Consider the following 24,053-nt stretch of genomic DNA (forward strand, 5'->3'; position numbering starts at 1 on the left):
AACAGGGAACAGGGAACAGGTTTTGGACAACTTTACTTTTCGTTACATATTTCGGTTTTTTTTCCGTTCACCTATTTAATATGATGTTGGGTAACATACGTCAACCAAACCTACTGGAAATTTACACCTTCATAAATATCACTGAAGGGAATTTGAAAATCTATTGATTTTAAAGACAATATATCATTTACTGATTCATATTCAGTTAATACCCATTGTCCTTCGGCATTTTTGGCAAATTGTTCAATAAAACATTCATATTGGTTAATCATAATATATTCTTTTAATTCAGGAAGAGAACGATAAAATCTAAATTTGTCGGTTTTATCATAATTTATAGTTGATTTAGATAACACTTCGACAATCATTAACGGATTTGTTACTTGAGTAGTTCCAGTTCCTTGATATATTGGTTCTCCTTGAATTACCATAATATCTGGATAAGTATAGATTTGATAACGTTGTAGCCATAATTTAACATCACCCATATAAATCTTGTAATTTTGATTCCGCATTTTTAATTTAAAATGTAGATAAAAATTACCTGAAATTTCATTATGATTTGTAGTTCCACCATTCATAGGTATAATTTCCCCATCTATATATTCGTTTTTAAATTCTGATTTTTCTTCTAGTTCTAAATATTCTTCTGGAGTGTAATATTTGCTGGATGTTTGAATTTGCATATCAACCTCATATTTTTAATATCAATTACCCAGGATAATGCTTGGCTAAAAATTCTTGTGCTTCTGCTTTATCCCTAATTATACCATCTACAGTTGCAGTCAATAAATCATCAAGCATTTGCTTATATTGGGGACTAGGTTTATAACCCAATTGTTTTAAATCATTCCCATTTAACAGCGGTTGAATATTTCCCCAGGTTGTTAAATATTGCCAAATCCGTCTTCTGATTTTGCGGGAACTTTGTAAAGCAATTAAGATTAAAGTTTGCAAATCATATTTTCTGAGTAAATAGAGAGTTTGACTAGGTTTTTCAAAAGTTGGTAATAACGTAATTACCTCAGATTCCACTGAAAATAATTTCTCTAATCTAATAATACTATCATCAGTTAATTGCAGATTTTTAGCGACTTTCCCTCGATATTCCGGTTGTAAATAGGCAATTAATACTTCTAGACGCATTTGCCAATTTATTAAAGTTTGTTTTTTGTCAAATTTTCTTAAACAGTGTTTTAATAAATTTAATTGTCGAGAAAGTTCCACATCTAATTTTAAAGTAGGATGAATACATTGTAAAGCCCCCAAATTATCCAATAATTCTAAAGCTGATTGCCAATAATCTGCTGCTAATATATATTTTAATTCAGTTTTTAGTCGAGTTTGCAAAGCCGGAGTTTTACTATTTTCTTGACTAGTGCGATTATAAACTCCGCTATTTATGGCATAACGAATATAGGCTTCTGTTTGTGGTTCTAGGGAAAATCCAAACCGCACCGCAAACCGCACTCCGCGATAAATCCGAGTCGGATCTTCAATAAAACTATTAGGGTGTAAAATCCGAACTTGCTGATTTTGTAAGTCTATAAAACCACCAAAGAAATCTAATAATTCACCAGCACGGGGAGAAGTTAACCGCAAGGCCATTGCATTAATTGTAAAATCTCGCCGATATAAATCTTGCCGAATGGAACTAGCTTCAACTTCTGGATTTGCTGCTGGATAAGGATAAAACTCCGTTCTTGCTGTGGCAATATCTACCCATAATGAGTCTAATACTAAATCTTTATGCCATAATAAAGCCGCAGTTTGAAAAGCACCATGAATTTCTAATCGTGCATTTGGATAAATTTGCTGTAAGGCTTTAGCTAATTCTACCCCTGCACCAACGTCTGCGGTTTTATGAAAACCATCAACGACTAAATCAATATCATTAATCATCAAACTGCGATTCTCTGCTTTTGATAATAGTAAATCTCGGACTGCACCACCCACTAAATAAAGATGCCAACCACGTTTTTCTGCTTCTTGGGATGCGGTACTGAGTAATCGCCAAAGCTGAGGAGTGAGACGTTTTTTTAATTCAGTATTGAGTCCTAAATTTCGAGAATAATTATCAGTTGTTAATTCTATATTTTGAATCGTTAGTTGGTGTAATTCTCTTAAAATATCGGTGCGGGTGACAATACCAACTAATTGCCCATGATCTAATACTGGTAATCTACCAATATCATAAGTCACCATTAAAGACTCAATTTCTGGTAAAGAAGTATCAGGGGTAATTGTCTTTAAATTACTTGTCATATAACCTTTAACTGGTGCATGACTAAACCCATGATGTAAAGCAATATCTAAATCCCGTCGGGAAATAATTCCAATTAATAAATCTTGGCTATTCACTACAGATAAACCTGAATGTCCATAACGTAATAAAATCCGCTGGGCTTCGGCTATAGTAGTATCAGGGCGAATTGTCCGCACTGGAGAAGACATCAAATCTCTAGCTGTGGGAGGATGGGGAATTTGGGCTTTTAAACCATCTAATAATTGTTGTAAAATTGGTTGGGAATCTGTAGTGCGAAGATTAAAAGATGCGGCTTGGGAATGTCCACCACCACCATGAGGTTGAAATAAGGAATTAAGATTTGTTTGGGGAATTTGCGTTCTGCCAATTACTGTTAAGCGCCAATCATTTTCACCTAAAGCATATTCATTTGCTAACAGTACAGCATCGGTTTCTGTTAAATCAATAATTTCCGAAGCTAAACCTGATAAACCGGGGACAAAACCATCGGTTTTTAGTGTCACCCAAGCTATGGTATATCCCCGCAAACAAAGATATTGTAAATTCTCTAAAGCTGCACTTAATAATTGTTGTAATTGTGGTGATAAACCAGGATCACGATAAGTAGAAATAACTGATAAATTTGCCCCTTGCTGCATTAGCCAAGCCAACGCTAAAGCATCTCTGGCTGTAGATTGTTTATAGGTTAATGAACCTGTATCCACATGAATACCCAAAGCCATTACAGTTGCTTGGGCAGAATTTAAAGAAATATTATTTTTTTGCAATTCTTCTACCATTAAGGTAGTTGTCGCCCCCACTTCGTCAATATATAATTGAGTGCTGGGAATGTCTCTATCTTGTCCAAAATGATGATCGTAAACGATGATTTCTTGAACACTGGGTAAATCGAACCAGATAGCGGCTTTACCGAGGCGATCGCGCTTTTGAGTATCCACAACCATTAAAGAGCGAATATTTTCAGGATTTACGGAACGTCTTTCAATCAACGGATACTCATCACGGTGTAACGCTAAAAAGTCCCGTACAGGAGGATGTGCGCCCCCAGTCAAGACAATTTTACTGCCTGGTTTGAGACAAGTTAACCCTACCGCTGCCCCCAAAGCATCAAAATCCGCAGTTGTGTGACAAAGAATTAAATTCATATATTAAAGGTGACAGGGGACAGGTAACAGGTGACAGAGAAGATAATTTCTATCTTAATCATTTTCCCAATCCCCGAAAGAAAAAAAACAGATTGGAAGATCAGAAGTGAGCAACTGTTACAAACCAGACGTAAAATATTAATTGATCAGGCGATGCCATATGAGTTCATAAGGTTCACTGAAAAACCTAAACTGTTTATACAGCAGCAGTTTCGGGAAAACTAAGATTTAGTTATGTTGGGAAAAACAAAATGAGCATAGTATTTCAAATCGCTTTAATATCATTAGTCCTGTTCTCCTTCGTGCTTGTGATTGGTGTACCTGTTGTTTACGCTACTCCTCAAAACTGGGTAGAATCTAAAAAACTACTCTGGGTTGGTTCAGCAATTTGGGCGGCTTTAGTCGTGTTAGTTGGTATATTAAACTTTTTTGTAGTTTAGTTGAATGCTTTAAATATTCACTAACGCATACCATACACACTTTTAGAAGCAGAAAAGCTTAGGTGAAGAGTCAAAAAGAAAAAACTTTCTTTTTTCAATATCTTCGCCATTTTTTGTAGGCTGGGTTAAGAGGTTGTTTGAAAAGTATTAGATGAAACCGATAACCTCCAGAAACCTAACCCCTCTTCCCCCCCCTTCCCTACCTCTGCTAAAAGGAGAGGGAAGCAGAAAAACTTTTTTTACCTGGAAGGAGGGTTTCAAAGCATCTCCTTTGCACCTCTCCCTAGCCTCTCCTAAGACGCTACGGTGTACACACAAGTTATCGAATCACCATTATTCCTCAAATTACCCCTCCCTAACCCTCCCCGATGCTTTGGGGAGGGAACTAATTCTTCCGGTTTCCCCCCAAAGCATCGGGGGGATTAAGGGGGGTAATTTAACTTGTGTTTACATGACTTTTTCCTGATTGTGCTTTCCCGCTCTTCTATTTTCATGGCAGAAAAGTATATTGATAAAGCAGTTATTATAAATTTATTTAGAGGCAGTTATGGCAGTTTTTGAAGGAAATTTTCAGCACACTGAGTCTTTGCGCTTTGGATTGATCATAGCTCGCTTCAATGATCTTGTTACTTTAAAACTAGTAGAAGGATGTAAAGACTGCTTAAAGCGTCATGGTATAGATTCTGACCCTGAAGGACAGCAGGTAGATTACGTATGGGTTCCTGGTAGTTTTGAAGTTCCCAATGTAGCTCGTCAGTTAGCAATGTCTGGTCGTTATGATGCCATAATTTGCCTCGGTGCAATCATTAAAGGACAAACACCGCATTTTGATTATGTATCTTCAGAAGTTTCTAAAGGTATTGCTGCGGTTAGCTTCCAAACAGGTGTACCTGTAATTTTTGGCATTTTAACCACAGATACCATGCAGCAAGCACTAGAACGAGCCGGCATCAAGAGTAATCATGGTTGGGAGTACGCTATGAATGCTATAGAAATGGCTAGTCTCATGCGGCAATTACGCCCGAATCTAGCAGGTTAATTGGGTAATGGGTGATGGGTAATGGGTAATGGGTAATGGGTAATGGGTAATGGGTGATGGGTAATTGGTTAAAAATTCTTGCCACTGACAACTGACAACTGACAACTGGCAATTGAAAAAAAGTTGAGCTAAGGGGTTGACAAAGTTGAATATATCTGGAATAATAAGTTCATTGGTGAGTCTCGCGGGTGTAGCTCAGTGGTAGAGCGCAACCTTGCCAAGGTTGATGTCGTGGGTTCGAATCCCATCACCCGCTTTCTAGTTAAAGTAGATATGTTAAAATAACACTAAAGACTTTCCATCACCACTAAATTTGTAAATGATGGATATTTAGATTGGGAGTTTGTGAGAAAACTTTCCCAGCTACATTATTAGACGCAATTTTAAGGTTTCCCATACTGATTTTCAGGAAAATTAGGGAATAATGTAAAAAACCGCCCAAGTTATTTATCTCGCTTGTGCAACCTCAAAAACCAGATAAAATTGACTTAAATACGGAATACACTTGTCCTTGTCGTCGCAATGGACAGTTAATTCCTATTACACTCACAGAAGCGTTTGGATGCGATCGCTGTCAGCAGATTTTTGTTGTCGAAGAAAACGGATATGTATTAGAACAACTTTCTACTACTTATCCTTACAAGCGTGCTTGGCGCTGGAAAGGCAATAATTGGCAAATTGTTCAACCCCGATTAGGACAAAACTATTTACCAATAGCACTCAGCATTATTTTTGTGTTAGTGATTATATGGCTACCATTAGCTCTACGATTGGCCAATAGTTCCAACATCATAGCTTGGGCAATTGTAGCATTGCTATTGGTAATTCTGCCAGCACTAATGGTCTGGCTTACTTACAGACGTTAACTCCATGACAGGTGAAGTGATTGATGATTACCCCGAACCTATGACAAGTGCTAACCGCGCTTTTCAGGCTTCCTTAAAATTGGGAACGACTAAGGGGACAGATAGGAGTCGCGCTGTGTTAGCAATGGCACAAGCGATAGAAAGCGATTTTGATGAAATTCTCGAAGCTAATACTCTGGATTTAGAAGCAAGTCGAGAAATGGCAGTTCCCGAATTAATTTTGGACTGGTTGAAGCTAACCCCCTCTAGGTTGGAGAATACTATTAAGATTCTGCAACGATTGGGGGAATTATCTGATCCTTTGCGCCGGGTGAGAACTGCTGATTATCAACAGGAAGACTCTCAAAGTTATACTCAATTAATGCCTTTAGGGGTAATTGCCTTTATTTATGAGGCTTTCCCGGATTTGGGGGCGATCGCTGCTGGTTTTTGCATAAAAACTGGCAATAGTATTATTCTTAAAGGTAGTACGGAAGCTAGTAATTCTAATACAGCGATCGCTAACGCCTTGCAAACAGCCATTACAAAAGTCGGATTACCCGCAGGTTGTGTAGAATTAATCACCGCTGAACATGGTGCTTCAGTGCGAGATTTAGTTACCCAAGATCAGTATTTAAGTTTAGTTATTCCCTACGGACGTTCCAGTTTAATTCAACAGGTAGTCAGACAAGCAACCTGCCCAGTGTTAAAATCAGCAATGGGTAATTGTTATCTGTATTGGTCAGTAAATAGTAGCTTAGAAATGATTCGCTGGATGATTATGGATAGCCATGAAAGCGAACCAGATCAAGTCAATGCCATTGAAAAAGTTTTAGTGCATCGTCAAGCCTTACCATCTTCCTTATCAGTGCTGTGGAGTAGCTTGAAAGAAAAAGGTTTTCAACTTAAAGGAGATGCAGAATTAGTTGCAGCATTTCCCCAATTGCAATTAGCCAAAGATGAAGAATGGGGAACACCGTATTTAACCAAAACAGTAGCTTTTAAGTTAGTAGATAGTTTAGAAAGTGCGATCGCTTGGATTAACCAATATAGTAGCAGTCATGCTGATAGTATTGTCACCGAATCCTACCAAGAAAGTCGCCAATTTGCATTAGGAGTAAATAGTGCTTCCACTTACATAAATGCTTCCCCTCGCTTTTCTCGTCACTCCTCACGGGGAGAGGCTGTATTTTTAGGAATGTCCAATCAAAAAGGACATCGCAGGGGATTTATTAGTTTGGAAACATTGACAACGGTGAAGCATATTGTTCAGGGAAATGGACGGTTTTAATAGAAATGTCTGAATCAGGATATCCAGGATTTAAGGATGAACAGGATTTCATTATCTCCATCTTATTCATATTCTTAATATCCTGTCCTGAAAATCCTAAAATCTTGGAAATCCTGATTCAGACAAAATTAATTCTCTCCTCCCAAAATCAAATCCATAGCTTCCTGAATTACCTCATCTTGATTAACAAAATTCCCTAATTTATCTGCTGTATACCTGCCTTCAAAAGCCTCCAAAGCAGCCTTTCTTAAAGCCGATTCGTAAGCATCTTGTAAAGTTTCTAATAATTCATCCTCCTGCAAATAAAAACCCTTACCCTTGGGACGTTGATTAGTGCGTTGAATTTGCTTAACAGAATTAAAAATAGAAGTTTCCCAAAAACGAGTAGAACGTTTTTCAGCCCCTTGTTTAATCAAATGCAATAATAGAATAATCCCATAACTAAAAATCTTATTTAACTTATCAGACTTACTCATTTCTTCCAACTCTTCCACCAAATCCAAAGCTTCTAAAACTTTCCCTTCATGCAATAATTCTTTTAACATTAATAACTCTTCCATACTCCCTTTCCTCCTCTGAGTCTCTGTTGTTAAATTGGAATAAGATATATATATATATATTTTCTATGATAAGCTATGGCTATCAACGCAGCTTGACAATATATCCTGAAAATCCTCAAATCCTGGAAATCCTGATTCAGACATATTTATTTTCCGTAAATCAAGGTAGAATATCAGATAAATGTGCTACCTACCAAGATCATGAGCCTGTGCATCAATCCTAACTGCCCAAAGCCGCAAAATCCAAACAATATCCTATTTTGTGAAACCTGTAGTTCAGGTTTGTTACTACAAGGACGTTATCGGGTAATAAGTGAGTTAGGATATGGTGGCTTTGGTGTGACATTTGAGATTAATGAAGTTAGAACCAATAAAGCCAAAGTTCTCAAACGCTTAATTAATCATGACCCAAAAGCCCTAGAATTATTTAAACAAGAAGCCGAAGTTTTAGGTCAACTCCATCATCCTGGTATTCCTCAAGTAGAACCAGATGCTTATTTTGAATATTATCCCCATAACAGCCAAACCCCAATTCATTGTTTGGTAATGGAAAAAATTCAGGGAGAAGACTTACAAAAGTATATGCAAAAAAATGGGTTGCGTCCCATTAACCAAACTACAGCAATAGCATGGCTAAAAGATTTACTCATTATTTTAGAACAAGTCCATAATAAAAACTTTTTTCATCGAGATATCAAACCATCTAACATAATGTTGAGGGCTGAAAATGCTCAATTAGTGTTAATTGATTTTGGCACAGTTCGCAAACTTACAACCACAGTGGTTAACCAGCAAGGTGGTGTTACAGGAATCATTTCCGCAGGTTTCACACCCTCAGAACAAATTAACAATAATGCCGTACCTCAATCTGATTTCTTTGCTTTAGGACGAACATTTGTTTATTTACTCACAGGTAAAGAACCGCTTAATCCAATCATGTATGATGCTTACAATGAGAAATTAGATTGGCGTAATCATGCACCAAAAATATCATCTATGTTCGCAGATTTGCTAGATGAGATGATGGAACGTTTATATAAAGATCGTCCTGGAAATACTCAGAAGATTTTGCAAAGGATAGCAGCAATAGAAAAATCTTTACAACCAAAACAACCACCAAAAAATATCTTTAATCGTCGTGATTTTCTACAAACTGCGGGTTTAATAGTTGGAACATTTACTATAGCAGTAGTAGGAAAAAATATATTTGGGAGTGAAAATAAAACCTCAAAACCACAAAATACAACTTCTCCAAATACTCCAACACCAGAACCTATAACATCTCCAAAACCAACCCCACAAAATACAACTTCTCCAAATACTCCAACACCAGAACCAACTCCAGAAATTACAACTCTTCCACTTAAAACCTTCAACTTTGAAGTTGTCACCACAGACGCAACCGGAAACATCATCAACCGACGCAACGCAAGTGCAAAATACTTCACAGAAGACTTAGGAAACGGTGTTTTATTGGAAATGGTAGAAATCCCAGGGGGAACATTTATCATGGGTTCACCCGCAAGTGAAGCAGGAAGACAGAATGATGAAAGTCCCCAACACCAAGTTACTGTTCCTAGTTTCTACATGGGGAAATATGAATTGACACAGGCACAGTATCAAGCTATCACGGGAAGTAACCCTTCCCGATTCAAAGGCGATAAGCGTCCTGTTGAAACCGTTAGTTGGAATAATGCGGTTGAGTTCTGTGAAAAGTTAAGTCAAAAAGCACAGAAAAAATACAGATTACCCAGTGAAGCCGAATGGGAATATGCTTGTAGAGCCGGAACTACCACACCATTTTATTTTGGTGAAAGTATTACCCCAGAACTGGTAAACTATAATGGCAATTATCCCTACGCCTCTGCACCTAAAGGAAAATATCGCCAGCAAACCATAGATGTAGGAACTTTTCCCCCTAATGCTTTTGGTTTGTACGATATGCACGGTAATGTCTGGGAATGGTGTCAAGATGACTATGAAGAAAATTATACAAACGCGCCCATGGGTGGCAGTGCTTCAACACTTCAAAATGCATTATACAAAAGACTGAGGGGCGGGTCTTGGTTCACCTATCCTCGAATCTGCCGTTCCGCGTCTCGCACCTACGACGATAGGAACGAGCGCGGCAACGTCAGCGACCCTGTTGGTTTTCGTGTTGTCTGTGTTGTTGGGAGAATTGTTCGGTAGCCCTGTATACTTTTCCTCTTTTGCACTTTGCGCTTGTTCTTTTTCCCTTCTTTTTCCTCGCCGTCAGGCGGAAAATTTTTTTCTACAAAAAACTGGTTTTGGTGTCTAAATCTAGTAGTCTGTCAGTCTGTCAAGAACTAATTGACGGGTAATAAATTTTTCCTCTTCCTTCTTCCTTCGCGCTCTTTGCGTCTTTCGTGGTTCATTTCTTCTTTATCCGTCAAAATTTATTTGACAGACCACTAGTATAGCACACATTTTCCATTTTGTCTGAATCAGGATGTCTGGTTACTGAGCGAAGTCGAAGTACAGGATTTAAGGATTTACAGGATTGAAGAATACGCAAGATGTGAAGATAACGAAATCCTGTTCATCTTCTAATCTTACAAATCCTGATTCTGACAATAATCAAATACAGTTGTAGAATAAAAGAAAGATATCAACAATTGTGTCAGAAATATCAACATGACTACAAATACACACTTTAAAGCCAGAGTAAATAACGGTAAAATCGAAATTCCCCTTGAGTATCAAGACGAAATACACAATGCGGAAATAGTAGAAATTGTAATTTTACAACTTCCAAAAAAGAAACACTTTCCGCAAACAGGTATGATCAACCAATTAACCGCAAATCCCATTAAGATTGCAGATTTTCAACCACTCACTAGAGAACAAGCAAATGAACGCTGGTGAGATGACACAATACTTTATTGATTCCAATATTTGGCTTTATCGTTTTATCGTAAATACAAATGATGCCAGTTCAATAAAAAAACAACAAATAGCCAATCCTGAAAATCCTAAAATCCTGGAAATCCTGATTCAGACAAATTCCTATCCTGAAAATCCTAAAATCCTGGAAATCCTGATTCAGACAAATTCACATCCTGGATATCCTGATTCTGACAATTAAATCATATATAGTAGTTTACAAATAAAAACCATGAATACACTGTACAATTCTGATTTTTATAGCTGGACAAAAACACAAGCACAACTACTCAGAGAAGAAAAATGGGAAACACTAGATAAACTCAACTTAATTGAAGAAATAGAAACATTGGGAAGACAAGAAAGAAGAGAATTAACCAACCGTTTAGCCTTGTTATTAGGACACTTACTAAAATGGCAATATCAACCAGAAAAACGTAGTAATAGTTGGTTAGCAACAATTCGAGAACAACGGACTCAAATCGAACGAATATTAGCAGATAGTCCCAGCTTAAAATCCTATTTAGAAAAAGCCTTTTTATTAAGTTATCAAGATGGAATTAACTTAGCCGTTAAAGAAACCAACCTCCCCTATGAAACCTTTCCAGAAAATTGTCATTATGCAATCACACAAATATTAGAAACTGAATTTTTACCAGAATCATAACCTTCTTCCTTTGCGTCTTTGCGCCTTTGCGTGAGAAATAAAATTAACCCAACCGTTCCCGCAACCACAAAGCCAACAAAGGCATAGCTAACCGATAACCATGTTCAGCATCATAAATTAAACCCTTATGCTGCAACCCAGTTAACGCCCCTTGCAGACTCCCACCCCGTGAAAGTCCATGCTTTTGAATATACTCCTTACTCTGAGGTTTATCAGTAGGATCAATAGCTAAAGATTCCAATAAATGTACCTGATTTGCCGGTAACAACATCAGCAAAGATTCATAAGTCATTGATAAATCTTTCAATAATCCGGCTATAGCCTTTTGCACATCTTCCTCCCGAATTAATCCATCTGCACAGTGCGACGCAGATAACCGCCGAATAATCGCCATTCCATCCCCAATATGTCCCTGTACCGCCTCTAGAAATAGCTGTAAAGCTTGACTATGACAATCAAAGGTGAAACCTTGCATATGTAATATTTCTCTCGCCCACAAGGCTACAACGTCCTTAGCTAAAGGTGCTAATTGAATAGTTTCTATCGGATAATTAGTATCATCTGGATGTTGGCTAGATTCAGCAATCGTGGCTATTAATACATAACTAACATGAGGATAAGCCTTAACTTCTTTCCTAAATGTAGTTTCCCATAAACCATGACGATCCCAAGAACGAATATGGGGAAAACTTTGTAAAATCAGTAATATTCTTTGATTTAAATCAACCGCCATTATTTCCAATAAGTCTAACAAATTGGCGAATGCTTGCCATAGTTGTTCTTGTTCCAAAGAACGAATCACTTTTAGTTGAGTTTCCGAATTAAAAGTAAAAAATGCCGAAGTATTTTCATTTAACCAATTTTGAATTTTTTCCGCTTCCCAGTTTTGACTAATCGCTTCCGCTAGTAATTGCACAAATCTCTCCGCTTCCGTAGCGCGAATACAGTCTATTTCCAAGATAACTGTATTCACCTCCTGTGCTGCACCTCTCACTAAAGTGCGTCTCCCACTACCAGGAACTCCAGTAATTAACAAATCACCATCTTTTGCCAGGATTTCAATAATCCGCTGAAACTCTACAGAACGCCCAATTAATTGTAAGGGAGTAGATAAATTTAAATTCACTCGGTTCTCACTTTTGCGTAATATTATAATAACTATAGGAATAATATTTGATTTATGAAAAGATACGTAGGGTGCGTCAGACCGCATAAATTCTATCAATAAACAGATTTTTAATATCTGACGCACCCTACAATACCTAATTTTTTTCAAAAATCAAATATGAGTTCTATATTAAGCTAAATTTAAAGGCAACTATGGTTAGTACAATCACTAAACCAAACAATATTACTCCAGAAACTAACCCAGCAGAACAGCGAGTAGTTTTTCACGATATCAGTTGGCAAAATTATCAGCAAATTTTAGCAGCATTAGGGCAAAGTCGTTCTTCTCGACTTATCTATGATCAAGGGACATTAGAAATCACCATGCCATTAGAAGAACATGAAAGTGCTACCAGATTAATTGAACTATTCATCCGCATTTTGGTAGAAGAAAGTGGATTAAAAATTAAAACAATGGGTTCAACCACCTTAAATCGTGATGATTTACAAAGAAGTGCTGAACCTGACAACTGTTATTACATTCAAAATCAACCTCAAGTAGTTGGAAAAAAAGTTGATTTAAACGAAGATCCACCACCAGACTTGATTGTAGAAGTAGATATTACTCATACTGACATCAATAAACTCCAGTTTTATGCCAGCATGGGTGTGCCGGAATTTTGGCGGTATAACGGTGAAATGTTGCGAATTTATCAACTTCAAGATCATCAATATATTGAAATAGAAAAAAGTCCCACATTTTCTATAATTACCAAAGAAAAACTTTATCAATTTTTGCAAGATTGCCAAATAGATGAAGTACAGGCTAGTAAATCTTTTCGTACTTGGGTACAACAGGAAATACAAAGTTAAGATATCCCCAGATAAACTGTCTACGGTGTACACACAAGTTATCGAATCACCATTATTCCTCAAATTACCCCACCCTAACCCTCTCCGATGCTTTGGGGAGGGAACTAATTTTCCGGTTTCCCCCCAAAGCATCGGGGGGATTAAGGGGGGTATGGGGTTTCCCCACCCTTACAATTCTTCTAACTAGCTAACAGTGTCTTTTCCAAAGGAGTCCAGCGGAAAGTGCGATCGCCACCTCTCTCAATTACCACTTTAACCCTTGGTTCTAACTTAGGCAAATCCATCAAATACTCAACTTCCTGATCAGAAAGAATATATCCCTCAATAATCCACAACACCAACCCCTTAGACTTAGGAGGTAATTGTGCCAAATGGGAACTGATCATTGGTGGTAAATAATATACATCACCCACAGCCGCACCACTACTATTGCTTCTTTTGCCTAAATGTGGTGGTCTGACACCATGAACTTGCGTCAGATATGCAGCCACATCACCCAGTCCTCTTGCAGTAATGTGGAGGCTAACATAGCCAGCCGCCCGCAATCGGCGCAGATACCGACCTTCATAGCCCCCCTCCAGAGGAACATAAACACCCAACGCCCCAAATTTCTCCAAATTGCGGATGAAACCGTTGCCAGTGGTAATTAGTGCCATATATTTTCTTCCTATCCCACTTAGATATCTCTATTATTCACTCTCTAGTGGTAGATTAAGTTAAATGAACCTGCATATTTTCAACAATTTTGAAAATTCACAGCCGGAACATGGGTAATTTTCCTTACCCACACCTCAGCATCCCATAACAGAGCAAAAAAATACTAGACAAAAATTAACGAATAGTTTATATTATTAGATTGTGACCGAATAGTATAATTAGATAGCCATCTTTCTTATTTAGACTTCCTAGTTAGTCCTAGCATCTGAGTTTCTAGTTAGTTTCCCCAAAAGAATAAAACTGGCTCACTTCATAAGAGACTGCTAAACTAAAAAAGCTTTCAGGTCAAATAAAGAGCCAAAGTCATATTTAAGCTCCCACTCCAAATCACTCCCGTAAATCCTAAAAAAATTAGGCAAAACCTTAAACAATAGTTTAGGGCATGAAAATAAGTAGTTCCTTAGCAATAATGTTGGTTTCATGGCATGATGTTAAGACTAAGGAAAAGGATACTGAGGGTCAATAACCACTTAAGTCCTGCTACAACGGTAGAGTGCCAAAGCAACTGCTTGGACGAAAGCATTGCTGCACACAGCGCAAAGCCATCAAGCCTCGCATTGAATTCCAGAAGTAATCCCTTCTCAATAGAGTAGGCAGTTATTCCTGTTATTGTGATTGAGTAAGTGAAAATAAACAAATTCACTAAAACAAAAGGGACAAAAACTGTTGCGTCGCCAGGAATTTGCACTGTCTAACGCCAGTCCAAATTTTAGAGGTAAAGTTTACACTCAAGCGACAGTAGCAAAACCTGTCCCCATTCGACTTCCAGGTTTAGCCCAAAAAAATAAAACGAAAGGAGAACCAGTAACTGTGTCTGTAGGTATTCTCGGCACCAAACTGGGCATGACCCAAATCTTTGATGAAGCAGGAGTCTCCATTCCTGTTACCGTCATCAAAGCCGGTCCATGCACCGTTACGCAAGTTAAAACGAAACAGACCGACGGTTACTCTGCCATTCAAGTTGGTTATGGCGAAGTCAAACCCAAGGCACTGAACAAACCATTGTTGGGACATTTGGCTAAGTCATCCGCTCCAGCAGTCCGTCATCTGAATGAATATCGCACCGATAGCGCTGGTGATTATGCTTTAGGTCAAGAAATTAAAGCAGATATTTTTAGTGCAGGTGAAATTGTAGATGTAGTTGGTACGAGTATTGGTCGCGGTTTTGCCGGCAACCAAAAGCGGAACAACTTTGGTCGCGGTCCCATGTCACACGGTTCCAAAAACCATAGAGCGCCAGGTTCTATCGGTGCTGGTACAACCCCAGGTCGTGTTTATCCCGGTAAAAGGATGGCAGGACGTTTAGGCGGTACTCGTGTCACAATTCGCAAATTGACAGTAGTACGAGTAGATACAGAACGCAACTTAATCCTGATTAAAGGAGCAATTCCTGGCAAACCAGGAGCCTTAGTCAGCGTCGTTCCTGCAACTATAGTTGGTAAAAAATAGTCATTTAGTCATTGCTTAGTAGTCATTGGTTAGTGGCAAAAAAAGACAACCGACAAATGACAACCGGCAACTGACAACTGACAACTGACAAAGGACACAAAGATGGTAGAGAGTGTAATTAAAAATTGGCAAGGAGAGCAAGTTGGAGAGACAAACTTCGACTTACGAGTTGCCAAAGAAACAACAGCGGCGCATATCGTACACCGCGCCCTAGTCAGACAAATGACCAATTCTCGCCAGGGAACTGCCAGCACCAAGACTCGTGCAGAAGTTCGTGGTGGTGGTCGTAAACCTTGGCGGCAAAAAGGCACAGGTCGCGCCCGTGCTGGTTCTATCCGTTCACCATTGTGGCGTGGAGGCGGTGTAATCTTTGGACCAAAACCCAGAGACTTCGACCTAAAAATGAACCGCAAAGAACGCCGATTGGCATTGCGGACAGCCTTTATTAGTCGTGCTGAAGATTTAATTGTTGTTGAAGAATTTAGCAACGAATTACAGCGTCCTAAAACCAAGGATCTCGTAGCAGCATTAGCTAGATGGGGTGCTGCACCAGAACAAAAAGCACTATTGATTTTGTCTGAAATTGCAGAAAACGTGCTTTTATCAGCTCGCAATATCGAAAATTTAAAACTGATTCCTGCCGACCAGTTAAACGTTTACGATTTGCTCCATGCTGACAAAATTATCGTCACATCATCAACCCTAGAGAAGATCCAGGAGGTCTACAGTGCCTAAAGTAGTTGCCACCCGTGATCTACCGGATTTAGTGCGTCGCCCCATTCTCACCGAAAAAGCGACCATGCTCATGGAACAAAACAAATACACATTTGAAGTAATTCCTAAAGCCACCAAACCACAAATTAGAGCCGCAATTGAAGACCTATTTGCAGTTAAGGTCGTCAAAATCAATACCGCTAACCCACCCCGCAAACAAAAACGGGTAGGTAGATTTATTGGATACAAACCCCAATACAAGCGAGCTATTGTCACTGTTGCTCCTGGGGACGAAGAAAAAATCAGAAAAGTTCTCTTCCCAGAAGTCTAAAAATTTTAGATTTTAAATTTTAGATTTTGGATTGGGCTAATAAATCAAGAAAATGCCAAACAACAATTAAAAATCGGAAATTGAAATCAAAAAATTCTGACTCCAAAATCAAAAATCAAAACTCCAAAACTGAACTATGGGTACTCGTTCTTATCGCCCTTATACCCCCAGTACTCGCCAAGTAATCATCTCTGACTTTGCCGAAATTACGAAAACTGAGCCAGAAAAATCATTAACTGAATCAGTTCATCGTCCCAAAGGTCGGAACAATCAAGGGCGGATAACCAGCCGTCGTCGGGGTGGCGGACACAAACAACTTTACCGCATTATTGACTTTAAGCGAGATAAGCGGAATATCCCGGCTACAGTTACAGCCATTGAATACGATCCTAACCGGAATGCGCGGATCGCTTTGTTGTTGTATGAAGATGGCGAAAAACGTTACATCTTGCAGCCAAATGGCATGACTGTAGGCACAAAGATCATTGCTGGCCCTGAGTCACCCATCGAAGATGGTAATGCCTTACCTTTATCGAATATTCCCTTGGGTACTGGTGTTCACAACGTCGAAATGACCCCAGGTAAAGGTGGTCAAATTGTCCGTGCTGCCGGTGCAGTAGCACAAGTTGTTGCTAAAGAAGGCAACTATGTGACATTGAAGTTACCTTCAGGTGAAGTCCGGTTGATTCGGCGTGATTGCTACGCCACCATTGGACAAGTCGGTAATACAGACGCAAGAAACCTCAGTGCTGGTAAAGCTGGACGAAATCGCTGGAAAGGCCGTCGTCCCAAGGTTAGAGGTAGTGCCATGAACCCAGTGGATCACCCACATGGTGGTGGTGAAGGTAGAGCGCCTATCGGTAGATCCGGTCCTGTAACACCTTGGGGTAAACCCACTTTAGGGGCGAAGACACGTAAGCGCAAAAAAGCCAGCACTAAGTTGATTATCCGTCGTCGCCGCAAATCATCTAAACGTGGTCGTGGTGGCCGTCAGTCTTAGAATTTTAGATTTTAAATTTTGGATTTTAGATGGGAGGCTATTAATGGGCATTAAATGTTCAACTAATTAATCCATAGATAATTTATCCAAAATCCAAAATCCGAAATCCAAAATAGGTAAATCCAAAATCCAAAATTGAACTATGGGTCGTTCTTTAAAAAAAGGTCCTTTTGTTGCTGACCATCTGCTCAAGAAAATTGAGAAGTTAAACGCAAAAGATGAAAAACAAGTGGTTAAAACTTGGTCGAGAGCTTCGACCATTTTGCCCTTGATGGTAGGTCATACTATCGCTGTTCATAATGGACGGCAGCACGTTCCTGTATTTGTCAATGAACAAATGGTAGGACATAAGTTAGGAGAATTTGCTCCTACCCGTACCTACAGAGGTCATGGCAAAAGTGACAAAAAATCAGGGAGATAGTCATTAGTCAGTAGTCAGTGGTCATTTAGTCCTCTTGCAACTGACAACCGCTGACAATAGACAACTGACAAACATAGAGTAAGTTATGAAAATGGCAACTGACACTACTGAAGTTAAGGCGATCGCCCGTTATATACGCATTTCTCCCTATAAAGTGCGCCGTGTACTTGACCAAATTCGCGGGCGTTCATACAGAGAAGCACTAATCATTCTCGAATTCATGCCCTATGGTGCTTGTGACCCTATCTTAAAGGTTCTCAGAAGTGCCGCAGCTAACGCAGAGCATAATGCTGGTTTGGACAGAGCCAGTTTGGTGATTAGTCAAGCCTATGCTGACCAAGGACCAGTGCTAAAACGGTTTCAACCCAGAGCGCAAGGTCGAGCTTACCAAATTCGCAAACCAACGTGTCATATCACTGTTGCTGTTTCCGCTGGCGCTACTGCTGAGTAAACAGCCAGACAGGCACAAAAAAATTGCGTACAGTAAGAAATTTTAGAGGAAGCTTTTGTGGGACAGAAAATTCATCCAGTCGGGTTTCGACTGGGTATAACTCAAGAACACCAATCCCGTTGGTTTGCAGAACCTGACCGTTATCCAGAACTTCTACAGGAAGACTACAAACTCCGTCAATACATTGAACAAAAACTAGGTAGATACGCTCAAAATAACGCCGGTATTTCCGAAGTGAGAATTGAGCGCAAAGCGGATCAGATTGACCTAGAAGTACGGACAGCTAGACCAGGTGTGGTTGTAGGTCGGGGTGGTCAAGGTATTGAATCATTGCGCCTTGGACTACAAGGAGCTTTGGGTGGTAATCGCCAAATTCGCATTAACGTTGTTGAAGTCCAACGAGTTGATGCTGATGCTTACCTGATTGCCGAATACATTGCTCAACAATTAGAACGTCGGGTTTCCTTCCGCCGAGTTGTGCGTCAAGCAATTCAACGCGCTCAAAGAGCAGGTGTACAAGGAATCAAAGTTCAAGTCGGTGGTCGGCTCAACGGTGCAGAAATTGCCCGCTCTGAGTGGACTCGTGAAGGTCGAGTTCCTCTCCACACCTTACGCGCTGACATTGACTATTCTGGCTGCACAGCTAAGACAATTTACGGGATTCTCGGCATTAAAGTTTGGGTATTTAAAGGAGAAATTATTCCTGGTCAGGAACAAGCTCCCGCCCAACCCGCCAGAGAACGTGACCGTGACCGTGGCGATCGTGACCGTGACCGCGAACCCCGTCGCCGACAACAACAACGTCGTCGTCAACAGTTTGAAGACCGCTCCAATGAATCCTAGTCAATGCTCAATAGTCAGTGGCAAAAAAACTGACAACTGACAACTGACAACTGACAACCGACAACTGACAAATCATGTTAAGTCCTAGAAGAACTAAATTCCGCAAACAACAACGCGGACGCATGGAAGGTCTTGCCAGCCGAGGCAGTACCCTCAACTTTGGGGATTTTGGACTCCAAGCCCAAGAACCATCTTGGATTACCTCACGGCAAATCGAGGCTTCCCGTCGGGCAATGACTCGGTATATTCGCCGGGGTGGCAAAATCTGGATTCGGATTTTCCCTGACAAACCAATCACCATGCGTCCTGCTGAAACCCGGATGGGTTCTGGTAAAGGTAACCCAGAATTTTGGGTAGCCGTAGTCAAGCCAGGCCGGATCATGTTTGAAATTGGCGGCGTTACTGAAGAAATTGCCCGCGAAGCTATGCGATTGGCTGACGCTAAGTTACCAATTAAGACCAAATTTATTGTGCGCTCTCAACCACAGGAGCAGGAGTAGGTTATGCCTCTTCCCAAGATTGCGGAAGCTAGAGAATTAAATGACGAAAGACTGGCCGAGGAAATTGTCGCCGTTAAGAGACAATTGTTCCAGTTGCGCTTGCAAAAAGCCACAAGACAACTAGAAAAGCCTCACCAGTTCAAACACGCACGCCATCGTCTCTCCCAATTGCTGACAGTAGAAGGAGAACGGAAACGGGCAGCAAGTCTTTCAGACCAAGAGCAAAAGTAGGAAATTATGGCAGTCAAAGAACGAGTTGGCTTGGTAGTGAGCGATAAAATGCAAAAAACTGTGGTAGTAGCCATAGAAAACCGCGCTCCTCACCCCAAGTACGGCAAAATCGTAGTTCAAACCCGCCGCTATAAAGTTCACGACGAAGAAAATACCTGTAAAACAGGCGATCGCGTGCGGATTCAAGAAACCAGACCCCTGAGCAAAACCAAGCGTTGGCAAGTTGCAGAAATTCTGAACACCAAAGCTACATAGTAAACAGTTGTATTAACTTACAACGACCCCAAAAGAGAGACCAGTTGTGATTCAACCCCAATCTTATCTGAATGTCGCAGATAATAGCGGTGCTAAAAAACTAATGTGCATCCGCGTATTAGGTGCAGGTAACCGCCGTTATGGTGGCGTAGGCGATAGAATTATCGCTGTTGTCAAAGAGTCTTCACCCAACATGGCTGTCAAAAAGTCTGATGTTGTAGAAGCAGTAATCGTACGAACACGTAAAGCAATAAGTCGTGATAGCGGTATGTGCATCCGTTTTGACGATAATGCGGCAGTGATTATCAACAAAGAAGGTAATCCCAGAGGTACACGGGTATTTGGACCCGTAGCTCGAGAACTGCGCGATAAAAACTTTACTAAAATTGTTTCTCTGGCTCCGGAGGTGCTGTAATGGCAAAGCGCCCACAACCCAAAGTTTTTCATAAAATGCACGTCAAAACTGGTGATACTGTGCAAGTCATCGCTGGCAAAGATAAAGGTAAAGTTGGTGAAGTGATTAAAGCACTACCACAACTGAGCAAAGTTCTTGTCAAAGGTGTCAACATTAAAACCAAGCACGTGAAACCTCAGCAAGAAGGTGAATCAGGGCAAATAGTCACCCAGGAGTACCCCATTCATAGCTCCAATGTGATGCTCTATTCCACCAAGCAAAACGTTGCTAGTCGCGTCTGCTACACTTTCACCGCCGAAGGCAAGAAAGTGAGAATGCTCAAAAAAACAGGTGAGATTCTTGATAAATAGTTATTAGTCATTCGTCATTAGTAAACAACAACTGACAACTGACAACTGACAACTGACAAAGAACTTTCCCTGACCAAGACCAGGGAATAACAGGACAAACACTATGGCCATAACACGACTCAAAACCGTATATCAAGAGACAATTACTCCCAAATTAATTAATCAGTTTCAATACACCAACGTGCATCAAGTGCCGAAGGTGATTAAGGTAACTATCAACAGAGGTTTGGGAGAAGCTGCTCAAAACGCTAAATCACTAGAGGCATCCATTAGCGAAATAGCCCTGATTACTGGACAAAAACCTGTGGTAACACGGGCAAAGAAAGCGATCGCCGGCTTTAAAATTCGTCAAGGTATGCCCGTCGGGATTATGGTGACACTAAGAGGCGAACGGATGTACGCTTTTTTAGATCGTCTGATTAACCTGACACTACCCAGAATCAGAGACTTTCGCGGTGTCAGCCCCAAAAGCTTTGACGGCCGTGGCAACTACACTCTGGGTGTGCGCGAACAGCTAATTTTTCCAGAAGTGGAATATGACAGAATCGATCAAGTCCGGGGTTTAGATATTTCTATCATCACCACGGCAAAAACCGACGAAGAGGGCCGCGCCTTACTTAAGGAAATGGGAATGCCCTTTCGCGATCAATAAGTTCATCTAAAGAGGGAACGATGGCGGCTAACGACACAATTGCAGATATGCTGACGCGCATCCGCAATGCCAATATGGCAAGGCATCAAACTACGCAAGTACCAGCTACAAAGATGACTCGTAGTATTGCCAAGGTACTGCGAGAAGAAGGCTTCATTGCGGAAGTTGAAGAAGCAGGAGAAGGAATTAAGCGGAACCTAGTTATTTCCCTGAAATACAAAGGTAAAAATCGCCAACCCCTAATCACTGCCCTAAAACGAGTGAGTAAACCAGGTTTGCGCGTTTACTCCAATAGAAAAGAATTACCAAGAGTGCTAGGCGGTATCGGTATTGCCATTATTTCTACATCCAGTGGGATTATGACTGACCGCGAAGCACGCCGCCAAAATCTAGGCGGTGAAGTGCTTTGCCACGTTTGGTAGTCGTCATTGGTCATTGGTCATTGGTCAGTGGCAAAACAACCAACAACTGACAACTGACAAAAAACAACTGACAAAGAACAAAAAATCATGTCTCGTATTGGTAAACGTCCAATTACCATTCCCGCCAAAGTGCAAGTGGCGATTGATGGTGTCAAAGTAGTGGTGAAAGGTCCTAAAGGTGAACTTTCCCGTCAACTACCTAACAATGTCATACTCTCCTTAGATGGAGAAACATTGCTAGTTACTCGTCGTGATGAAACCCGCACCTCCAGACAAATGCACGGTCTGAGCCGCACCTTGGTGGCCAATATGGTGGAGGGAGTATCCCAGGGTTTTCAACGTCGCTTGGAAATCCAAGGGGTTGGTTATCGCGCCCAACTTGAAGGCCGTAACCTAGTTTTAAATATGGGTTATAGCCATAAAGTGCAAATTGAACCGCCAGAAGGAATTCAATTTGCAGTAGAAGGTACTACTAATGTCATAGTCAGCGGTTATGACAAAGAAATTGTAGGAAATACAGCAGCTAAAATTCGTGCAGTCCGTCCCCCTGAACCTTACAAAGGTAAAGGTATTCGCTATGCAGGTGAAGTGGTCAGACGCAAAGCTGGTAAGACTGGTAAGGGTGGTAAGAAGTAAACATGAAACTTACACGCAAAGAATCAAAACAACGTCGTCATCGGCGCGTTCGGGGCAAAGTCAAAGGTTCTCCAGAACGTCCACGTTTGGCTATATTTCGATCCAATGAGCATATTTATGCTCAGGTAATTGATGATACCAAGCAAGAAACTATAGTTGCCGCATCAACCGTAGAACCAGAATTGAAATCTAACGTAGTTTCTGGTGCTAACTGTGACGCATCAGTGCAAGTTGGTAAATTGGTAGCTGTACGCGCCCTAGAAAAAGGCATCACTAAAGTCGTTTTTGACCGTGGTGGCAACCTCTATCATGGTCGCATTAAAGCACTGGCTGAGGCGGCACGCGAAGCTGGTCTAGATTTCTAAGTCCGTCAGTAGTCAGTAGCAACTGACAACTGACAACTGACAACTGACAACTAAAAGAGAGCATTGATTATGGTAACCGGTCGTCGTAAAGCAAGCCGTACAAAAAAAGAAGAAACCACCTGGCAAGAGCGAGTTATCCAAATCCGCCGGGTGAGTAAAGTCGTCAAAGGTGGTAAAAAACTCAGCTTCCGTGCCATTGTCGTCGTCGGTAATGAACGAGGACAAGTGGGAGTCGGAGTTGGTAAGGCATCAGATGTAATTGGTGCAGTTAAAAAAGGTGTCGCTGATGGTAAAAAACATCTAATTGACATCCCTATCACTAAATCCAATTCCATTCCTCACCCCATTGATGGTATTGGTGGCGGAGCTAAAGTCATGATGCGCCCAGCCGCACCAGGTACAGGGGTAATCGCCGGGGGTGCTGTACGGACTGTACTAGAGTTAGCAGGAATACGGAACATTCTTGCTAAACAACTAGGTTCAAATAACCCTTTGAACAACGCCAGAGCCGCAGTTAATGCTCTATCTACCCTGCGGACATTAAGTGAAGTTGCTGAAGATCGCGGTATCGCCATTGAGAAACTCTATATTTAGTCACCCTTTGTATCAGATTCTCAATCTAAAATCCAAAATCTAAAATCTAAAATCCCAAATCAAAATGAGACTTAATGATGTTAAGCCCCAAAAAGGCTCTAAAAAACGCCGTAAGCGTGTAGGTAGAGGTATTTCTGCTGGACAAGGTGCTAGTGCTGGTCTAGGGATGCGGGGTCAAAAATCCCGTTCCGGTAGTGGCACAAGACCAGGTTTTGAAGGTGGTCAACAGCCATTGTACCGCCGGATACCTAAACTCAAGGGCTTCCCTCTGATTAACCGGAGAATTTACACTACGATTAATGTAGAGAAATTAGCTAACTTGCCTGCTAACTCAGAAGTAACATTGGAATCCTTAAAAGCGGCGGGTATCTTAACCACTGTTAAAGGTGAATTGAAAATTTTGGGTAATGGGGAATTGAATGTTCCTCTTCAGGTAAAAGCTGCTGCTTTCACAGGTCAAGCTCGGATTAAAATTGAGGCTGCCGGTGGAAGTTGTGAAACTGTATAAAAGTCTGAACTATGATTTTTATGATTAAGATGATTCATATGATTTATTTGATGAAGATGATT

Annotated in this window: 32 protein-coding genes and 1 tRNA gene; 28 read left to right on the forward strand and 5 right to left on the reverse strand. The window is 40.5% G+C overall.

What is annotated here, in order from left to right:
• Positions 1-110: 110 nt before the first annotated feature.
• A complete protein-coding gene (locus FJR37_RS09425; RefSeq protein ID WP_168465878.1) occupies positions 111-686 on the reverse strand; it encodes a Uma2 family endonuclease in 576 nt (191 codons plus the stop codon).
• Between the two features lie 25 nt (positions 687-711).
• Positions 712-3,411, reverse strand: a complete 2,700-nt coding sequence (locus FJR37_RS09430) for a CBS domain-containing protein (RefSeq protein ID WP_168465879.1) — start codon at positions 3,409-3,411, stop codon at positions 712-714.
• A gap of 251 nt (positions 3,412-3,662) precedes the next feature.
• Between FJR37_RS09430 and psbZ the strand changes: the two genes are divergently transcribed.
• From psbZ to FJR37_RS09455, 5 genes are all read left to right on the forward strand, one after another.
• Entirely contained in the window at positions 3,663-3,851 is a 189-nt protein-coding gene (gene psbZ / locus FJR37_RS09435) for a photosystem II reaction center protein PsbZ (protein WP_168465880.1), read from the forward strand.
• Positions 3,852-4,398: 547 nt separating this feature from the next.
• On the forward strand, positions 4,399-4,890 hold the full coding sequence (gene ribH, locus FJR37_RS09440; RefSeq protein WP_027402119.1) for a 6,7-dimethyl-8-ribityllumazine synthase: 492 nt from the start codon (positions 4,399-4,401) through the stop codon (positions 4,888-4,890).
• 184 nt (positions 4,891-5,074) lie between these two features.
• Positions 5,075-5,146: transfer RNA gene (locus tag FJR37_RS09445), tRNA-Gly, on the forward strand.
• Between the two features lie 202 nt (positions 5,147-5,348).
• Entirely contained in the window at positions 5,349-5,756 is a 408-nt protein-coding gene (locus FJR37_RS09450; protein WP_168465881.1) for a hypothetical protein, read from the forward strand.
• Between the two features lie 4 nt (positions 5,757-5,760).
• On the forward strand, positions 5,761-7,026 hold the full coding sequence (locus FJR37_RS09455) for a glutamate-5-semialdehyde dehydrogenase (RefSeq protein WP_168465882.1): 1,266 nt from the start codon (positions 5,761-5,763) through the stop codon (positions 7,024-7,026).
• Between the two features lie 128 nt (positions 7,027-7,154).
• On the opposite strand, the gene FJR37_RS09460 is transcribed toward FJR37_RS09455, so the two are convergent.
• Positions 7,155-7,586 carry a DUF29 family protein gene (locus FJR37_RS09460; RefSeq protein ID WP_168465883.1) on the reverse strand — a complete coding sequence of 144 codons (432 nt, stop codon included), beginning with the start codon at positions 7,584-7,586 and terminating at the stop codon, positions 7,155-7,157.
• A 201-nt stretch (positions 7,587-7,787) separates the two neighbouring features.
• On the opposite strand from FJR37_RS09460, the gene FJR37_RS09465 reads away from it, so the two are divergent.
• The 4 genes from FJR37_RS09465 (at position 7,788) to FJR37_RS09480 (ending at position 11,157) form a co-directional block, all read left to right on the forward strand.
• Entirely contained in the window at positions 7,788-9,776 is a 1,989-nt protein-coding gene (locus FJR37_RS09465; protein WP_168465884.1) for a bifunctional serine/threonine-protein kinase/formylglycine-generating enzyme family protein, read from the forward strand.
• Positions 9,777-10,241: 465 nt separating this feature from the next.
• Entirely contained in the window at positions 10,242-10,472 is a 231-nt protein-coding gene (locus tag FJR37_RS09470; protein ID WP_168465885.1) for a hypothetical protein, read from the forward strand.
• Positions 10,459-10,692 (forward strand): hypothetical protein, encoded by a 234-nt coding sequence (locus tag FJR37_RS26410; protein ID WP_217355223.1) that lies wholly within the window; start codon positions 10,459-10,461, stop codon positions 10,690-10,692. Before FJR37_RS09470 ends, FJR37_RS26410 begins: the two co-directional genes overlap by 14 nt.
• A 30-nt stretch (positions 10,693-10,722) precedes the next feature.
• Positions 10,723-11,157 (forward strand): DUF29 domain-containing protein, encoded by a 435-nt coding sequence (locus tag FJR37_RS09480; RefSeq protein ID WP_168465886.1) that lies wholly within the window; start codon positions 10,723-10,725, stop codon positions 11,155-11,157.
• A gap of 43 nt (positions 11,158-11,200) precedes the next feature.
• On the opposite strand, the gene FJR37_RS09485 is transcribed toward FJR37_RS09480, so the two are convergent.
• Positions 11,201-12,283, reverse strand: coding sequence for an ATP-binding protein (locus tag FJR37_RS09485; RefSeq protein ID WP_174763407.1), 1,083 nt, complete (start codon positions 12,281-12,283; stop codon positions 11,201-11,203).
• 194 nt (positions 12,284-12,477) lie between these two features.
• On the opposite strand from FJR37_RS09485, the gene FJR37_RS09490 reads away from it, so the two are divergent.
• On the forward strand, positions 12,478-13,137 hold the full coding sequence (locus tag FJR37_RS09490; RefSeq protein WP_168465887.1) for a Uma2 family endonuclease: 660 nt from the start codon (positions 12,478-12,480) through the stop codon (positions 13,135-13,137).
• Between the two features lie 179 nt (positions 13,138-13,316).
• Here the strand turns inward: FJR37_RS09490 and FJR37_RS09495 are convergent, their stop codons facing one another.
• Positions 13,317-13,793 (reverse strand): NAD(P)H-quinone oxidoreductase subunit N, encoded by a 477-nt coding sequence (locus tag FJR37_RS09495; protein ID WP_168465888.1) that lies wholly within the window; start codon positions 13,791-13,793, stop codon positions 13,317-13,319.
• A gap of 871 nt (positions 13,794-14,664) precedes the next feature.
• On the opposite strand from FJR37_RS09495, the gene rplC reads away from it, so the two are divergent.
• The 18 genes from rplC to rplO all read left to right on the forward strand — a co-directional run bounded on the left by rplC (position 14,665) and on the right by rplO (position 23,991).
• Complete coding sequence (gene rplC, locus FJR37_RS09500) at positions 14,665-15,303, forward strand: 50S ribosomal protein L3 (protein WP_168465897.1); 639 nt, start codon at positions 14,665-14,667, stop codon at positions 15,301-15,303.
• A 102-nt stretch (positions 15,304-15,405) separates the two neighbouring features.
• Positions 15,406-16,038: a 50S ribosomal protein L4 gene (gene rplD, locus FJR37_RS09505; protein ID WP_027402106.1), complete on the forward strand. Its 633-nt coding sequence runs from the start codon at positions 15,406-15,408 to the stop codon at positions 16,036-16,038.
• Positions 16,031-16,348: a 50S ribosomal protein L23 gene (locus FJR37_RS09510; RefSeq protein ID WP_027402105.1), complete on the forward strand. Its 318-nt coding sequence runs from the start codon at positions 16,031-16,033 to the stop codon at positions 16,346-16,348. The genes rplD and FJR37_RS09510 overlap by 8 nt, the downstream gene beginning before the upstream one ends.
• 136 nt (positions 16,349-16,484) lie before the next feature.
• Positions 16,485-17,348 carry a 50S ribosomal protein L2 gene (rplB, locus tag FJR37_RS09515; protein ID WP_027402104.1) on the forward strand — a complete coding sequence of 288 codons (864 nt, stop codon included), beginning with the start codon at positions 16,485-16,487 and terminating at the stop codon, positions 17,346-17,348.
• 142 nt (positions 17,349-17,490) lie between these two features.
• Positions 17,491-17,769, forward strand: coding sequence for a 30S ribosomal protein S19 (gene rpsS, locus FJR37_RS09520; RefSeq protein WP_027402103.1), 279 nt, complete (start codon positions 17,491-17,493; stop codon positions 17,767-17,769).
• 91 nt (positions 17,770-17,860) lie between these two features.
• Positions 17,861-18,220 (forward strand): 50S ribosomal protein L22, encoded by a 360-nt coding sequence (gene rplV, locus FJR37_RS09525; RefSeq protein WP_027402102.1) that lies wholly within the window; start codon positions 17,861-17,863, stop codon positions 18,218-18,220.
• Positions 18,221-18,277: 57 nt separating this feature from the next.
• Positions 18,278-19,063 carry a 30S ribosomal protein S3 gene (gene rpsC, locus FJR37_RS09530; RefSeq protein ID WP_027402101.1) on the forward strand — a complete coding sequence of 262 codons (786 nt, stop codon included), beginning with the start codon at positions 18,278-18,280 and terminating at the stop codon, positions 19,061-19,063.
• A gap of 74 nt (positions 19,064-19,137) precedes the next feature.
• Positions 19,138-19,563 carry a 50S ribosomal protein L16 gene (gene rplP / locus FJR37_RS09535; protein WP_027402100.1) on the forward strand — a complete coding sequence of 142 codons (426 nt, stop codon included), beginning with the start codon at positions 19,138-19,140 and terminating at the stop codon, positions 19,561-19,563.
• 3 nt (positions 19,564-19,566) lie between these two features.
• Positions 19,567-19,794: a 50S ribosomal protein L29 gene (rpmC, locus tag FJR37_RS09540; protein WP_027402099.1), complete on the forward strand. Its 228-nt coding sequence runs from the start codon at positions 19,567-19,569 to the stop codon at positions 19,792-19,794.
• Positions 19,795-19,800: 6 nt separating this feature from the next.
• The gene (gene rpsQ, locus FJR37_RS09545; protein WP_027402098.1) at positions 19,801-20,049 is read left to right on the forward strand and encodes a 30S ribosomal protein S17; all 249 of its coding nucleotides are present in this window, start codon (positions 19,801-19,803) and stop codon (positions 20,047-20,049) included.
• 46 nt (positions 20,050-20,095) lie between these two features.
• On the forward strand, positions 20,096-20,464 hold the full coding sequence (gene rplN / locus FJR37_RS09550) for a 50S ribosomal protein L14 (protein ID WP_027402097.1): 369 nt from the start codon (positions 20,096-20,098) through the stop codon (positions 20,462-20,464).
• A complete protein-coding gene (rplX, locus tag FJR37_RS09555) occupies positions 20,464-20,814 on the forward strand; it encodes a 50S ribosomal protein L24 (RefSeq protein WP_027402096.1) in 351 nt (116 codons plus the stop codon). The genes rplN and rplX overlap by 1 nt, the downstream gene beginning before the upstream one ends.
• A 103-nt stretch (positions 20,815-20,917) precedes the next feature.
• On the forward strand, positions 20,918-21,466 hold the full coding sequence (gene rplE, locus FJR37_RS09560; protein WP_027402095.1) for a 50S ribosomal protein L5: 549 nt from the start codon (positions 20,918-20,920) through the stop codon (positions 21,464-21,466).
• 20 nt (positions 21,467-21,486) lie between these two features.
• Positions 21,487-21,888: a 30S ribosomal protein S8 gene (rpsH, locus tag FJR37_RS09565; protein ID WP_027402094.1), complete on the forward strand. Its 402-nt coding sequence runs from the start codon at positions 21,487-21,489 to the stop codon at positions 21,886-21,888.
• An 87-nt stretch (positions 21,889-21,975) separates the two neighbouring features.
• Positions 21,976-22,524, forward strand: a complete 549-nt coding sequence (gene rplF, locus FJR37_RS09570; protein WP_027402093.1) for a 50S ribosomal protein L6 — start codon at positions 21,976-21,978, stop codon at positions 22,522-22,524.
• Between the two features lie 2 nt (positions 22,525-22,526).
• Positions 22,527-22,889 carry a 50S ribosomal protein L18 gene (gene rplR / locus FJR37_RS09575; protein ID WP_027402092.1) on the forward strand — a complete coding sequence of 121 codons (363 nt, stop codon included), beginning with the start codon at positions 22,527-22,529 and terminating at the stop codon, positions 22,887-22,889.
• A 69-nt stretch (positions 22,890-22,958) separates the two neighbouring features.
• The gene (rpsE, locus tag FJR37_RS09580) at positions 22,959-23,483 is read left to right on the forward strand and encodes a 30S ribosomal protein S5 (RefSeq protein WP_027402091.1); all 525 of its coding nucleotides are present in this window, start codon (positions 22,959-22,961) and stop codon (positions 23,481-23,483) included.
• 64 nt (positions 23,484-23,547) lie between these two features.
• The gene (gene rplO / locus FJR37_RS09585; protein ID WP_027402090.1) at positions 23,548-23,991 is read left to right on the forward strand and encodes a 50S ribosomal protein L15; all 444 of its coding nucleotides are present in this window, start codon (positions 23,548-23,550) and stop codon (positions 23,989-23,991) included.
• Positions 23,992-24,053: the final 62 nt, after the last annotated feature.

Source organism: Aphanizomenon sp. UHCC 0183 (genome assembly GCF_009712065.1).
GTDB classification, from domain to species: domain Bacteria; phylum Cyanobacteriota; class Cyanobacteriia; order Cyanobacteriales; family Nostocaceae; genus Dolichospermum; species Dolichospermum heterosporum.